Source organism: Streptomyces antarcticus (assembly GCF_026627255.1).
Lineage (GTDB): Bacteria > Actinomycetota > Actinomycetes > Streptomycetales > Streptomycetaceae > Streptomyces > Streptomyces antarcticus.
Genome location: NZ_JAPNLM010000013.1, coordinates 117,162 through 132,131, shown reverse-complemented (window position 1 = coordinate 132,131; position 14,970 = coordinate 117,162). Strand labels below are relative to the sequence as shown.

General features: G+C 74.1%; 9 protein-coding genes. 3 read left to right on the top strand and 6 right to left on the bottom strand.

Features of this window, described 5'->3' with window-relative positions; translation table 11 throughout:
• Positions 1 to 54: 54 nt before the first annotated feature.
• The 4 genes from OTB16_RS20845 to mfd all read right to left on the bottom strand — a co-directional run bounded on the left by OTB16_RS20845 (position 55) and on the right by mfd (position 8,110).
• Entirely contained in the window at positions 55 to 1,563 is a 1,509-nt protein-coding gene (locus OTB16_RS20845) for a serine/threonine-protein kinase (protein WP_267721808.1), read from the bottom strand.
• Complete coding sequence (locus OTB16_RS20840; protein ID WP_267721807.1) at positions 1,560 to 2,111, bottom strand: hypothetical protein; 552 nt, start codon at positions 2,109 to 2,111, stop codon at positions 1,560 to 1,562. Before OTB16_RS20840 ends, OTB16_RS20845 begins: the two co-directional genes overlap by 4 nt.
• Positions 2,112 to 2,282: 171 nt before the next feature.
• Positions 2,283 to 4,346, bottom strand: coding sequence for an N-6 DNA methylase (locus tag OTB16_RS20835; protein WP_267721805.1), 2,064 nt, complete (start codon positions 4,344 to 4,346; stop codon positions 2,283 to 2,285).
• A gap of 230 nt (positions 4,347 to 4,576) precedes the next feature.
• Positions 4,577 to 8,110, bottom strand: a complete 3,534-nt coding sequence (gene mfd / locus OTB16_RS20830; protein ID WP_267721803.1) for a transcription-repair coupling factor — start codon at positions 8,108 to 8,110, stop codon at positions 4,577 to 4,579.
• Between the two features lie 294 nt (positions 8,111 to 8,404).
• On the opposite strand from mfd, the gene OTB16_RS20825 reads away from it, so the two are divergent.
• Entirely contained in the window at positions 8,405 to 9,811 is a 1,407-nt protein-coding gene (locus OTB16_RS20825; protein WP_267721802.1) for a DUF2079 domain-containing protein, read from the top strand.
• Positions 9,812 to 9,967: 156 nt separating this feature from the next.
• Here OTB16_RS20825 and OTB16_RS20820 read toward each other — a convergent pair whose 3' ends face one another.
• Positions 9,968 to 12,556 carry an ABC transporter permease gene (locus tag OTB16_RS20820; RefSeq protein WP_267721801.1) on the bottom strand — a complete coding sequence of 863 codons (2,589 nt, stop codon included), beginning with the start codon at positions 12,554 to 12,556 and terminating at the stop codon, positions 9,968 to 9,970.
• Complete coding sequence (locus tag OTB16_RS20815; RefSeq protein ID WP_383913064.1) at positions 12,553 to 13,329, bottom strand: ABC transporter ATP-binding protein; 777 nt, start codon at positions 13,327 to 13,329, stop codon at positions 12,553 to 12,555. Before OTB16_RS20815 ends, OTB16_RS20820 begins: the two co-directional genes overlap by 4 nt.
• A 342-nt stretch (positions 13,330 to 13,671) precedes the next feature.
• On the opposite strand from OTB16_RS20815, the gene OTB16_RS20810 reads away from it, so the two are divergent.
• Together OTB16_RS20810 and OTB16_RS20805 are read left to right on the top strand one after the other, a co-directional pair.
• Positions 13,672 to 13,953 carry a hypothetical protein gene (locus tag OTB16_RS20810; protein WP_267721799.1) on the top strand — a complete coding sequence of 94 codons (282 nt, stop codon included), beginning with the start codon at positions 13,672 to 13,674 and terminating at the stop codon, positions 13,951 to 13,953.
• A gap of 125 nt (positions 13,954 to 14,078) precedes the next feature.
• Entirely contained in the window at positions 14,079 to 14,933 is an 855-nt protein-coding gene (locus OTB16_RS20805) for a hypothetical protein (RefSeq protein WP_267721797.1), read from the top strand.
• Positions 14,934 to 14,970 lie beyond the last annotated feature (37 nt).

Genomic DNA, 14,970 nt, shown 5'->3' with positions numbered 1-14,970 from the left:
CCGCCGAGTCGCTGGGGCCGGCCATCGCCGCACCGGGCACCTGAGCAGGCCCCGTCAGCGGACCTGACCGAGCCAGTGCAGGGTGCGGCGGACCTCCGTCGGGAACGGGTGGGCCGGGCCGTGCAGGCGGTCCGCGTCGAAGAGCAGGCGGACCAGGGTGGCGTGGGCGGCGGGGCGGTCGCCGAGGGAGAGCAGCAGGTGCGCTATCCGGCGGCGGACCTCCAGGGGCAGGCCCGGGTCCGGGTTGGCGTAGTGGTTCTCGAACAGCGGGAGCAGGGAGCGGTACTCCGCGAGGGCGGCGGCCGGTTCGCCGAGTTGCTCCAGGCACTGCGCCGAGTCGTAGCGGAAGCGCAGGGACTGCGGGTCGCCCGCCGGGAACTGGTCGGCGAGGCGGCGCAGCTCGGGCAGGGCGCGGCGGTACTGGCCGTCGTCCATCAGCGTGGCCGCGTACTGCTTGCGCAGGGAGCGGACCACCGGGGAGTGCTCGCCGTGCTGGGCCACGGCCGCCGGGAGGATGCCGCCGAGGATGTCCCCGGCCTGGGTCAGCTGCCCCTGGTCCAGGAGCGTGCGTGCCTCGTCCACCGCGCCGGGGATGTCCGGCCGCGGGGGCGTCGGCGGGTCGGCGGGCCGCGGCGGGATCGCCGTGGCCCGGTCCGGCCAGGGTGCGTGGGGCCGCGTGAAGGGGCGGGTGGGGTCGAGCGGGCCGGAGGGGGCGGCGCTACCGCGCGCGGGCAGCAGCGGCACGAGGGCCTCGTACACCTCCTGGGCGGAGGCGGGGCGGTCCTGGGGGTCCTTGGCGAGGAGGCGCAGCAGGACGGCCTCCAGCTCCGGCGGGACCTCCGGGCGGAGCTGGCGGACCGGGAGCGGGGGCTCGTACAGGTGGCGGTGCAGGACGCCGAGGGCGGTGGACCCCGCGAAGGGGACGTTCCCGCTGAGGAGTTCGTACAGCAGCACGCCGAGGGCGTAGAGGTCGGTGTACGGGCCGACCGCGCCGCCCATGGCCTGCTCGGGGGACATGTAGGCGGGGCTGCCGATGGGTGATCCGGTGCTGGTCAGGCGGGTGGTGTCGGTGTCCATCACCGAGGCCACGCCGAGGTCCAGGACGAGGACGGTGCCGTCGGGCCGGACCATGACGTTGCGCGGCTTCAGGTCGCGGTGGACGATCGGCACCGCGTGCACCGCCGACAGGACGGCGCACAGCTGCGCGACGATCGCGACGGCCCACGGCCAGGGGTACGGGTCGTGCTCCGCGAGGTGGTCGGCGAGGTCGGCGCCCTCGACGTAGCCCATGACCAGGTACAGCTCGTCGCCGTCGCTGCCCGCGTCGTGCACGGTGACGAGGCCGGGGTGGTCGACCTGCGCCGTGACCCGGCACTCGCGCACGAAGCGGCGGCGCAGCTCCTCGGCGACCGTGCCGGGGCCGGCCACCTTGTCGGGGCGCAGCAGCTTGACGGCGACCCGCCGGTCCAGGCGCTGGTCGTAGGCCGTCCAGACCTGTCCCATGCCGCCCTGGCCGAGGATGGTGGCGAGCTGGTAGCGCTCTCCGATGAGCCGTTCGGTCACCTGGTCGGATCCTCGTCGCGCGGCGGCTGGTTGCGCAGGAGCTCACTGAGCTCGTCGAGTTCGGCCCGGACCTGCCCGATCCGCGGCGGCGGGGTGGCGTGCGGCGGCTGCTGGGGCTGCGCGGGGTGCTGCGGCTGGGTGGTCCGGGGGGCCGGCTGCTGGTGCGGGTAGCCGTACCCCTGCGACTGCTGCTGCTGGGGCAGGTGCGGCGGGAGGTAGGGCGCCGGCTGGGAGCCGTACCAGTGCGCGGACCGGTCGGCCGCCTTCGCCTCGAAGTGCTTGATGTCGGCGACGAGGAAGTACACGCAGATGGCGAAGCCGGTGAAGATCGAGCCGCCGGCGCCGAGGTTGCCCTGCCAGCCGTTGGTCTCGGCGGTGGGGTCGAGACCGATCAGCGTCATCCAGAGCACGACGAGGCCGCCGCTGACCACCAGCAGCACCCAGTCGCGGGTCTTGCGGGTCACCAGCGCGAGTCGCAGCATCGACCCCCACGCGAGGAAACCGCAGCTCAGGATGGGCAGCAGCGCGAACAGCACGCGCAGCGTCACGACACCCCCGGAACTGGGTTGGTGACCGTGCTGCGGCGGGAGGCCGGGGCCGTGCATCGCTGCTCCTGACGGGCCGTGCGGAAGAGGATTCGGATCGAAAGGGTATACAGCCTTCCCGGCCACCGGTGAGGGGATGGGCCCAACCGTTGCAGGGTCGCCGCACAGTGGGGGCTAGGGCGTGACAGTGCCGTCCGCCAGGCCGTCGTAGAGGCCTTGCACGAGCTGCTCGCCGAGCCGCCCGGCCTGGCGCAGCGCGTCCTCGAACTCGGCGAGTGCCCGGAAGCGGTCGCCGTAGCGCCGCTGCTGCGCCAGCGGGAGCCGGGGCAGCCGGAGCCGGCGGACGTCGAGACGGGTGGCCGTGGAGGCGTGGCTGCTGGCGCGGCGGTTGTTGGCGGTGCCGCGCAGGAATCCGGCCAGGAACCAGGGGTCGAGCACTCCGGGGTCGGGGCGCAGCAGGTGCAGGCCGCGGCCGGGGACCGCGCCGGCACAGTCCGCGCCGACGACGCGGACTCCGCAGGCACCGCCGGCGGTGGAGGCTCCGCCGGCGACGGGGACGAGGACGTCGCCGGGGGCGGTCAGCACGGGCTCGTCGGCGGTGGCGGCCAGGGCGCCGGAGGGGCCGCGTCCGGCAAGGACGTCCCGCACGGTGAGGACGGGCGCCGTTCCGGTCCCGCCGCCGGTGCCGGTGTGCAGCCACAGGGCTCCGGCGCGGGCGAGTTCGCCGACGGTGGTCAGCGGCGGCCGTCCCGCGTCCCCGGCGGGCGGGTCGGCGGGCGGCGGGGCGAGGCGCGCGGCGCGGGCGAGGATCTCGTCGAGCCGGCCGCGCACGGCGCTCAGTTCGGCCGGGCCGCCGCCCGCGGCGGGCGGGAGGTGGCGGGCGGGGGTGAGGTCCACGTCGTCGTCCAGCAGCTCGATGACGGGCACGACGCGGCTGACGCCCGGCACCTCCTCGACCGCGCCAGTGCGTTCGTACGCGGCCCAGGCGCCCTCCACCGTGCCGTGCACGGCGGGCCAGGCGGGCCGGGGGCGGCCCTCGGCGCCGGTCGTGGCGGCGGTCGTGGCGCCGGCGGTGTCGACGAGCAGCAGCCCGGCGGGGGGCGCCGCGTGCGGGGCGGGGCGGCGCAGCACCCACAGGTGCAGCGGGATGCCGTAGGGCGGGGCGGCCCCGGCGGGGAGCGCGACGACCGCCCGCAGCGCCCCGCGGCGCAGCAGATCGGCGCGGATGCGGCGGCCGGAGCGGCGGGCGGCGACGGCGGGCGGCATGAGCAGCACGGCGGTGCCGCCCTCGCGGAGGTGGGCGAGGGCGTGCTGGACCCAGGCGAGTTCGGATTCGGTGCGGGCCGGGAAGCCGTACTCCCAGCGGGGGTCGTAGGCCAGCTCCTCGTGCCCCCAGTCGCGTTCGTTGAACGGCGGGTGGCAGAGCACGGCGTCGACGGGCGGCCGCGGATGGGCGTCCGCGCGCAAGCTGTCGGCGGCGGCCGCGCGGACCTGGGCGGAGCCGTGCAGGGCGAGGCGCAGCGCGGCCAGGACGGCGAGTTCGGGCGAGGAGTCCTGCGCGTACAGGGCGGTGGCGCCGGGGACGGCCCGCAGCAGGGTGCCGGTGCCGCAGGCGGGGTCGAGCACGGTGCGGACGCCGGGTCCGGCGAGGGCGGCCATGAGCTCGGCCAGGCCGCCGGGGGTACGCGTGTACTGGCGGGGGTTGGCGTCGAGGTGGCGGGCGAGCAGGAACTCGAAGGCCTTGCGCGCGCCGAGTTCGGCGGCGAGCCCGGCGGCGGCGCGCAGCAGCGGCACGGAGGCCGGCCGGGGCGGCGCGGCGGCGAGCGGGTGGCCGGCACCGAGCCGCGCGGCGAGCACCTGCCCGAAGACGGGCCGCAGCAGGGCTGCCGTCCGCTCGTCGGAGACGGCGGTCAGCTCGAGCCAGTCGGTCGGCCGGTCACGTACGACGAGCAGTGCGGCCCCGACTTCGGTGAGCGCGGGTACGGCTCCGCCGGGGTGGGCGCAGACCTGCTGCCAGACCCGTTCGCGCAGCGGGACCTCGGCGAGTTTGCCCTGGACCCGGAGCCAGTCCTCGACTTCGGCGAGGGCGAAGGAGGGGCTGGTCTCGGAGCCGCCGGCGGGCTTGGGGAAGTCGGCGTGGCGGCGCCGCCAGTTGCTCACGGCGGCGCGGCCGACGCCTGCCAGCCGGGCGACCTCGGCGGCGGTGACCTCTGCGCCTGCGGCGCTCTCCTCGGGCATGCCGGGGAGCATACCCGTGCACCGGTGAAGGGCCCGGTTCCCCCGTTGACTTGAGAACGCCGGTGATCCGTGTTGACCCGGTTCACAGCCATCGCTCGGTCCACGGCAGCCGCTCCGGGGCCCGGCAGCCGCCCCGGGTCACGACAACCGCCCCGGGTCGCGGCACCCGATCCGGGTCACGGCAGGCCCGGAGGCCGGCAGCCCGGGCGGGCTCCCGGCCTCCGCCGCGTTCAGGACCCGAGGATGGTGGTGAGGAACTCCCCCGTCCAGGCCAGCAGTTCCCGCCCGACCAGCGGCTTCCCGCCGACCCGGCCGGTCTTCGGGCGCGGGATCAGCACCTGCGAGGTGGCCGGCTTGAGGACCGCCCCGGGATAGAGCCGCTTCAGGCGCAGCTCCTGCGACTCGCGCAACTCCACCGGCCCGAAGCGGATGTTGGGCCCCTGGAGGGTGATGTCGCCGACGCCGCAGGCGCGCGCGAGCATCCGGAGCCCCGCCACCATCAGCAGGTTCTCCACCGGCTCCGGCAGCTTGCCGTAGCGGTCGGTCAGCTCTTCCCGTACGGCCTTGACGTCGGCTTCGGAGGCGGCGGCCGCGATCGACCGGTAGGCCTGGAGGCGCAGCCGCTCGCCGGGCGCGTAGTCGTGCGGGACGTGCGCGTCGACGGGCAGCTCGATCTTGACCTCCAGCGCGGGCTCCTCCTCCACCCCGCCCTCGACGGCCGCCCGGTAGTCGGCGACGGCCGCGCCGACCATGCGGATGTACAGGTCGAAGCCGACGCCCGCGATGTGGCCGGACTGCTCGCCGCCGAGCAGGTTGCCCGCGCCGCGGATCTCCAGGTCCTTCATGGCCACGTACATGCCGGCGCCCATCTCGGTGTGCTGGGCGATCGTCGCGAGCCGCTCGTGCGCGGTCTCGGTCAGCGGCTTCTCCGGCGGGTACAGGAAGTAGGAGTACCCGCGCTCGCGGCCGCGGCCCACGCGGCCGCGGAGCTGGTGCAGCTGGGAGAGGCCGAAGGTGTCGCCGCGCTCCACGATCAGCGTGTTCGCGTTGGAGATGTCGATGCCGGACTCGACGATCGTGGTCGACACCAGCACGTCGAACTTCCTCTCCCAGAAGTCCACGACGACCTGTTCCAGGGCCTGTTCGGACATCTGGCCGTGGGCGGTCGCGATCCGCGCCTCGGGGACGATCTCCCGCAGCCTGGCGGCCGCCCGGTCGATGGACTCGACGCGGTTGTGGATGTAGAAGCACTGGCCCTCGCGCAGCAGCTCGCGGCGGACGGCCGCGCCGATCTGCTTCTCCTCGTACGGGCCGACGAAGGTGAGCACCGGGTGCCGCTCCTCCGGCGGAGTGGTGATCGTCGACATCTCACGGATGCCGGTCACCGCCATCTCCAGGGTGCGCGGGATGGGCGTCGCGGACATGGTCAGCACGTCGACGTTGGCGCGGAGCTTCTTCAGCTGCTCCTTGTGCTCGACGCCGAACCGCTGCTCCTCGTCGACGATGACCAGGCCCAGGTCCTTGAACTTCGTCTCCTGCGAGAACAGCCGGTGGGTGCCGATGACCAGGTCGACCGAGCCCTCGCGCAGGCCCTCCAGGGTGGCCTTGGACTCGGCGTCGCTCTGGAAGCGCGAGAGCGCCCGCACGGTGACGGGGAACTGGCTGTAGCGCTCGGAGAAGGTCCCGAAGTGCTGCTGCACCAGCAGGGTCGTCGGGACGAGGACGGCCACCTGCTTGCCGTCCTGGACCGCCTTGAAGGCGGCGCGGACCGCGATCTCGGTCTTGCCGTAGCCGACGTCGCCGCAGATCAGCCGGTCCATCGGGACGGACTTCTCCATGTCCTCCTTGACCTCGGCGATGGTGGTGAGCTGGTCGGGCGTCTCCGCGTACGGGAAGGCGTCCTCCAGCTCGCGCTGCCAGGGGGTGTCCGGGCCGAAGGTGTGTCCGGGGGCCGCCATGCGGGCGCTGTAGAGCTTGATGAGGTCGGCGGCGATCTCCTTGACCGCCTTCTTCGCGCGCGCCTTGGTCTTGGTCCAGTCGGCGCCGCCGAGCCGGTGCAGGGTCGGGGACTCGCCGCCGACGTACTTGGTGACCTGCTCCAGCTGGTCGGTCGGGATGTACAGCCGGTCGCCGGGCTGGCCGCGCTTGGCGGGGGCGTACTCGACGAGCAGGTACTCGCGGGTGGCGCCCTGGACGGTGCGCTGCACCATCTCGATGTAGCGGCCGACGCCGTGCTGCTCGTGCACGATGTAGTCGCCGGCCTCCAGGGTCAGCGGGTCGACCGACTTGCGGCGCCGGGTCGGCATCCGCCCGAGGTCCTTGGTGGCGGTGCGCTGCCCGGTGAGGTCGGTCTCGGTCAGCACGGCCAGTTTCAGCGCCGGGTCGACGAACCCGTTGGCGAGCGAGCCGCAGGCGACGTGTACGAGCGAGGGCTCCAGGACGCGCAGGTCCGCTTCCAGGCGGGCCGGGATGCCCTCGCCGCCGAGGACCTCCACGGTACGGGCGGCCGGTCCGTGGCCCTCGGTGAGGTAGACGGTGTGCCAGCCGTCGGCGATCCACGCCTTGGTGTCGGCGAGCGCCCGGGGCGTGTCGCCCCGGTAGGCCTCCGGGGCGTGCATGCCGAGCTTGAGGGTGTCCGATCCCGCGATGTCCTCGTCGGCGGCGAAGGGGGACACCGACCACCACATCATGCCGAGCTCGCGGGCGTGCTCACGGACGTCCGCGATCCCGCGCAGGGAGGCCGCGCCGACGTCGATGGGGGCCTCGCCTCCGCCGGCGGTGGCCGCCCAGGAGGCCATCAGGAACTCCTGCGAGGTCGCCACCAGGTCGGAGGCGCGGGTCCGGACCCGCTCGGGGTCGCAGACCACGGCCATCGCCCCGGCGGGCAGCACGTCGATCAGCAGTTCCATGTCGTCGACGAGGACGGGGGCGAGGGACTCCATGCCCTCGACGGCGATCCCCTCGGCGATCTTGTTGAGCAGTTCGCCCAGCTCGGGGTGGGCCTCGGCGAGGACCGCCGCCCGCTCCCGGACCTCGTCGGTCAGCAGCAGCTCGCGGCAGGGCGGGGCCCACAGCCCGTGCTCGGCGATCTCCAGGGACCGCTGGTCCGCGACCTTGAAGTAGCGGATCTCCTCGACGTCGTCGCCCCAGAACTCCACGCGCAGCGGGTGCTCCTCGGTGGGCGGGAACACGTCGAGGATGCCGCCGCGCACGGCGAACTCGCCGCGCTTCTCGACCAGCTCCACGCGCGCGTACGCGGCCCCCGCCAGCGCGGAGGTGATCTCGCCGAGGTCGGCGCTCTGCCCCTGGCGCAGGCTCACCGGTACGAGGTCCCCGAGCCCCTTGACCTGCGGCTGGAGCACGGAGCGGATGGGGGCGACCACGACGCTGACGGGCCCGGCGGCCGGGTCGTCCTTGCTGGGGTGCGCGAGCCGGCGCAGGACGGCGATGCGGCGCCCGACGGTGTCGCTGCGGGGGCTGAGCCGTTCGTGCGGCAGCGTCTCCCAGGACGGGTAGTCCACGACCTCGTCGGGCGGCAGCAGCGAGCGCAGGGCGGCCGCCAGGTCCTCGGCCTCGCGGCCGGTGGCGGTGACCGCGAGGACGGTCCGCTCGGTCCGCAGGGCCAGCGCGGCGATCGCGAAAGGCCGCGCGGCGGGCGGGCCGACGAGGTCCACGTACATGCGGTTGCCGTCCCCGGCCGCGGTGACCGCCTCGGCGAGGGCGGGGTCCCGGGTGACGGCGTCGAGCAGTCCGTGCAGGCTCATGGAGAGGGCTTTCCGTCCGGTGGAGGGTGCGGTGGGCTCAGGGGCGCAACGCGAAGGGCCCGACACGTCGAACGGGCCGGGGCTTCCCACCCTACGACGCGTGCCGCCCCCGTGCGCGGGGGATTCCGGACGCCGCGGGAGTGGCGCGCGAACGCCCCCGCGCACGGTGCACGGGGTGCCCGGTCCGGCGGGCCGCCGCTCTACGATGTCCCCGTAACGACCGCATTGACCGTCTGAGCTCGCCGCGCCACCGTCCGCAGGAGTTCACGCCGCCCGGCCGAGGAGCATCAGACCGTGACGAGCGATGCGATAACCCGACCTGCACCCGCGGCCCCGGCCGCGGTGGGGCAGGTCAGGGCCCGGTGGGCCGGCCCCTACGCGGTGGCCGCCGGGCTGTTCCCCGTCTACCTGATCCTGTCCGTCGGGCGGTTCCGCCGGATGGACTGGGCCTCCTGGGACCTGGGGATCTTCGAGCAGGCCATCCGCGCCTACGCCCACTTCCAGAAGCCCGTCGCCGACCTGAAGGGGCCCGGGGCCAACATCCTCGGAGACCACTTCAGCCCGGTCATCGCGCTCGTCGCGCCCGTCTACCGGGTCTTCCCCGGGCCCGTGACCCTGCTCGTGGTGCAGGCCGCGCTGTTCGCGCTCTCCGCCGTGCCGGTGACCCGGGCCGCCGGACGGCTGCTGGGCCGGCCCCGGGGGATCGCCCTCGGGGTGGCGTACGGGCTGTCCTGGGGCGTCCAGCGGGCCGTGGAGTTCGACTTCCACGAGATCGCCTTCGCCGTGCCGCTGATCGCCTTCGCCCTGGAGGCGGTCCTCGCCCGGCGCTGGCGGGCAGCCCTGCTGTGGGGGCTGCCGCTGGTCCTCGTCAAGGAGGACCTCGGCTTCACGCTGGCCGCCCTGGCCGTGGTGGTGGCCTGGCGGGCGTGGCCCTCGGACCGGCGGGCGGTGCGGCTCGCGCTCGGCGTCGCCGCCGGGGCCACGGTCTTCGCGGCCCTGGTGTTCACCGTGTTCATCCCGGCCTTCGCCACCGCGGGCTACGGCTACTGGGACAAGATCGACGGCGGCGGGCCCCTCGCCGGTCTCGGCACCAAGCTCGCCACCCTGGGCTGGGTCCTGATCCCCACCGCCGGGCTGCTCGCGCTGCGCTCGCCGCTGCTGCTGGTCGCCGCCCCCACCCTCGGCTGGCGGTTCCTGTCCGGGGACGACCACTACTGGTCCACCGACTGGCACTACAGCGCCGTGCTGATGCCCGTCGTGACCCTCGCCCTCGTCGACGCCATCGACACCGTCCGGCGCGGCGAGCGCCCCTGGCTGCGGGCGTACGCGCTCCAGCTGCCCACCGCCGTGCTCGCCGCGGGCCTGGCCCTGGCCGCGACCAGCATGCCGAGCGCCAAGCTGGCGGAGGCCCGTACGTACGAGCGGCCCGCCCGCGTCGGCGCGATCGAGCGGCTCCTGGAGCGGATCCCCGACGGGGCGAGCGTCGAGGCGGACACCACGCCGCTGACCCGGCTGACCTCGCGCTGCCGCGTGTTCTGGATCGGCGGCACCCAGGGCGTGGTCCCGGACTGGATCACCATCGACAACGCATCCAAGTGGGCGGGCGAGGACCCCACCGTCTACGCCGCCCAGCTGCACCCCGGCGAGCGGTTCACCGTGGTGGGCGAGGCCGAGGGCATCGTGCTGATGCGCCGCGGCTGACGGCACCGGCCGTACCGCCGCCGGGGCCGGCCCCGCGGAGCCGGAGCCGGAGCCGGACGCGGACCCGCCCCGGACGCGGCGCGGCCCCGGACCCGCCCTCTCGGGCGGGTCCGGGGCCGTCCCCCGTTGTTTCCCCCGTACGACCGCGCAGCGGTGCTACTCGCTCGCGATCGCGTTCAGTACGTTCATCCGCCCTGCCCGGAAGGCCGGGACCAGCGCGGCGAACAGGCCCACGAAGGCCGAGGCGGCGAACACCCCGAGGATCGTCGGCCAGGGGATCTCCAGCACCTTCAGGCCCTCCAGCGCGAGCAGCTGCTGCGCGCTGGCCCCCCAGCCCATGCCCAGTCCGAGGCCCAGCAGGGCACCGAAGAGGGCGATGACCACGGACTCCAGGCGGATCATGCGGCGCAGCTGGCGGCGGGAGAGGCCGATGGCGCGCATCAGGCCGATCTCGCGGGTCCGCTCGACGACCGAGAGGGCGAGGGTGTTCACGACGCCGAGGACGGCGACGACGATGGCGAGGCCGAGCAGTCCGTAGACCATGTTCAGCAGCTGGCCGACCTGGTCCTTCAGGGCCTGCTTGTAGTCGGCCCGGTTGAGCACCTGGTACTGCGGGTACTCCGCCAGCGCCGCCTTGACCGCCTTGTACGAGGCCGCGTCGGACCGCCCGTCCTCGGCGGTGGCCAGCAGCATGAAGGGGCGCGGCATCCGGTCGGCCGGGACGTTGGCCTCGGCGACGGCGGTGCTGATGTACTTCATGCCCTTGTCGAGGGTGCCCTCGTCGCTGGTGATCGCGGCGACCTTCAGCTTGACGGTGTTCCCGCCGGTGAAGGCGACCGTCAGCTCGTCGCCGAGCTTGACCGCGTGCGCGGTGGCGTACTCCGAGCCGACCGACACGGAGTCCTTGCCGTACGCCGCCGCGTGCTCGCCGGCGACCATCGTGCGCTGGATGTCCCGGGCGTACGTCGGGTCGGTGGCACCGAGGCCCTCCCCCTTCTCGGTGGTGCCGTCGGGCGCCGTGACCGCGGCCTCCACCAGGCGGTAGGCGGTGACGTGGTCCAGGCCCGGGGTGGCGCGCAGCGCCTGCTCGGCCTGGGGCACGACGGGCTGCTGGGCCGTGGAGCTGACGATGTAGTCCGCGCCGACCGACGCGTCGAGCTCGTCGGTGGCGGAGGCCACCATCGAGGAGCCGACGACCGACAGGCAGGCGACCAGGGCGAGGCCGATCATCAGCGCGGCGGCGGTGGCGCCGGTGCGGCGGGGGTTGCGCAGGGCGTTGCGTTCGGCGAGGCGGCCCACGGAGCCGAAGGGCCGCAGGACCGCGCCGGAGAGCACCCGCACCACGCCCGCGGCGAGCAGCGGTCCGATGACGATGAAGCCGGTGAGGGTGAGGACGACGCCCATGGCCAGCCACATGGATCCGGGTCCGGCCTCGTCGGCCGCGGCGGCGAGGAACAGTCCGGCGCCGCCGATGCCCGTGAGGACCAGGCCGAGGGCGGCGCGGACCATGCCGGCCTTCCGGTCGCCGGGGGCGCCGGACTCGCGCAGGGCGGCCATCGGGGAGACCTTGCCGGCCCGGCGGGCCGGGACGAAGGCGGCGACGACGGTGACGACGACGCCGAGGAACACGCCGATGGCCGGGGTGGTCCAGGCGACGGTCAGATCGTCGGTGGACAGGTGCATGCCCATCTGGCCCATGAGTTCCATGAGTCCGACGGCCAGGCCCACGCCCGCGCCGACGCCCAGCACCGATCCCACGACACCCAGGAGGAAGGCCTCGACGACGACGGACTTGAGGACCTGTCCGCTGTCGGCGCCGATGGCGCGCATCAGGCCGATCTCGCGGGTCCGCTGGGCGACCAGCATCGAGAAGGTGTTGAAGATGAGGAAGATGCCGACGAGGAAGGCGATCCCGGCGAAGCCGAGCATCACGTACTTCATGACGTCGAGGAAGGAGCCGACGTCCTGGCTGTTGGCGGCCGCGGCCTCCTTCGAGGTCTGCAGCTTGTAGGTGTCCGCGCCGACGGCGGCGGCGACGTTGGCCTTGAGCCGCTCGTCGCTCACCCCGTCCTTCGCGGTGACGTTGACGTGGGTGAAGGCGCCGGCCGCGCCGAGCAGTTGCCGCTGCGCGGTGGCGGTGTCGAAGTAGACGACGGCCGCGCCCGGGTTGGTGACGGTGAAGGCGGCGAGGCCGGTGATGGTGGCGCGGATGTCTCCGGTGACGGCGATGGTGCGCAGCTCGTCACCGATCCGCAGACCGTGCTTCTTCGCGGTGTCGGCGTCGACCATCATCTCGGTGGGGCCGCGCGGCGCGTGACCGGCGGTGATCTTCATGGACTTGAGCTCGTTGGCGTTCCAGTTGCCCGCGATGGTCGGGGCGCCGGTGGTCGAGCCCATGTTCTCGTTCTTGGAGTTGACCACCGTGACCGACATCGACAGGACGCCGCCCTCGGCGCTCCTGACGCCCTCGGCGGCGGCGACCTTCGCGACGACCGCGCCGTCGAGGACCTCGGGCTTGCCGCGGTCGGGGGTCTCCTCCCCGTCCCCGGCCGACTTCGGGCTGACGGTCACGTCGGAGTTGGTGACGGCGAACAGCTTGTCGAAGGTGGTGTTCATCGTGTCGGTGAACACCAGCGTGCCGCAGACGAAGGCGACGGAGAGCATGACCGCGACGGCGGAGAGCGCCATCCGCCCCTTGTGCGCGACGAAGTTGCGCCGCGAGGTCTTCAGGACCATGCCGCTCATGAGGTCCGCCCGCGCGCGTCGAAGTCCTTCATGCGGTCGAGGACCTGCTCGGCGGTGGGCCCGTACATCTCGTCGACGATGCGGCCGTCGGCGAGGAAGATGACGCGGTCCGCGTAGGACGCGGCGACCGGGTCGTGCGTGACCATGACGATGGTCTGGCCGAGCTCGTCGACCGAGCGGCGCAGGAAGCCGAGGACCTCGGCGCCGGCCCGGGAGTCGAGGTTTCCGGTCGGCTCGTCGCCGAAGATGATCTGCGGCCGGGCGGCGAGGGCGCGGGCGACCGCCACGCGCTGCTGCTGGCCGCCGGACAGCTCGGTGGGCCGGTGCTTCAGGCGGCCGGCGAGACCCACGGTCTCCACGACCCGGTTCAGCCACTCCGCGTCGGGACGGCGTCCCGCGATGTCCATGGGGAGGGTGATGTTCTCCAGGGCGTTCAGCGTGGGCAGCAGGTTGAACGCCTGGAAGATGAAGCCGATCCGGTCGCGCCGCAGCCGCGTGAGCTTCTTGTCCTTCAGCCCGGTGATCTCGGTGTCGTCGAGGTGGATCCGCCCGCTGGTCACCGTGTCGAGCCCGGCGAGGCAGTGCATGAGCGTGGACTTGCCGGAGCCCGAGGGACCCATGATCGCGGTGAACTGTCCGCGGCGGATGTCCACGTCCACCTCGTCGAGGGCGACCACGCGCGTCTCGCCGGAGCCGTAGGCCTTGACGACCTTCCGCGCCCGGGCCGCGACGGCTTCATGGCCTCCAGTGCCCCCGTGCCTGGTCTCGGTCATAGCCGTTGTCACGGTGCTTCTCCTCGGTAGGTGTGCGTCGTCCGCGTGCATGCGTCGCCGTCGTGAAGTCTGGGCGGACCGGGGGTCCGGCGCGCTGGTGCCCGTCGCCGTATCCGCCCGGGGGTTATCCCCACCCCCCGGAACTCGCGGCCCATGTGAACCAGTTAAGGACGCGGGGCGGCCCTGGGCCTCCTCCGCCGGGACGAGCCGTCCCTGGCCCGTTGTGTGGAGTGACCCCTAGGGGTTCTCCGCCCTCCGGCGGACCGGGTCTGGGGGATACCACCCGGTACGCCGCCGGTGAGAAGGTGCTCCCCGCATCTGTGTGCAGGGGGAAGGAATCCGGTGGGGTCAGGGGAGAGCGGGGGCACCGCCGCGGCCGGGACGGCCGCGGGCGGGGCGACGGCGGGCGGGGCCGTGCCCGGGCTGCCAGACGGCCTGGACGACGTGGCGAAGGCACTGGACCGGCCGGAACTGTTCCCCCCGGCCGCCGCCGACCAGCTGCGCGCGGCCGTGGCCGCCGCGGTCGACCACATCTTCCTCGGCGCGGCCGTGGCTGCCCTCGTCGCGCTGCTGATCCTGCTGCTGGCGGCCCCGCGGAGGTTCCCCGTCCTCCCGGAGGACTGAGAGGGCCGAGAGGGCCGAGAGGACGGGCGGGCCGGAGGCTCGGCGAGCCCCGGGGCGGGTCGGGTTGTCATGGACCGGTCCGGTAGGTGACCCTCTTGCCCAGGACCGTTTTCCGGGGGGATCACATGGCTTCCGCACTCTTCGCACTGGCGCTCCTGGCCGCACTGGCCGGGCCGCTCACCCTGCGGCTGCGCCGCAGTCCCGGCTTCGTCACCGGCCGCGACGGCCGGCTCTCCACCTCCACGGTGCTGGCCCTGGCCTGGACGGTGATCCTGCTCTGGCTGCTCCTCACCGTCCTCGCGTACGGGCTCACGGCCGGCGGCGGCATCGGCTGGTTCCAGGGCGAGCGCGGCCCGCTGTCACCCCTGACGTCGGTGTACCTGCCGCTGCTCGGCGGCCCGTACGTGGCCATGATCGCCGCGAAGACGGTCGTGGGCCTGCGCATCGAGAACGGCACCCTGGCCAAACCGGCCCCCAAAGCCACGGCGTCGGGGCGGCGCCCGCTGCGGGAGCTGATCGCGAACGACAGCGGGCGAACCGACCTCGTCGACCTCCAGTACGTCGCGCTGAGCGCCGTCACCATGCTCTACGTGGTGCTCTTCTTCCTCTCCGACGTGGGTGACGGCCTGCCCCGCCTGCCCGACGAGATCTGGGCGCTCACCGGCGCCCCGGCCGGGGCGTACCTGGTGAACAAGCTGGCCACCCGGGCCACCCCGGTGATCACCGACGTCCACGTGCATGACGGCCGGCTCACGGTCGAGGGCGGCGGCTTCACCACCGGCCCGGCGGGCCAGGCGACCCGCGTCACGGTGGACGACACCGTCCTCCCGGCGGTGGCGGACCCGCTGACCGGCGCTCTCACGGCCCCGCTGCCGGCCGCCGCGACGGCGCCCTTCACGGTGGTGGTCACCGCCCGCGGCCTGCGCAGCGACCCGTACTGCTACGAGGGGGCGCCGGCGCGGCCCGCCCCGGCCCCGTAGCCGCAGGCGCCGCGGACGGGCCCGCCGCGGCGGATAC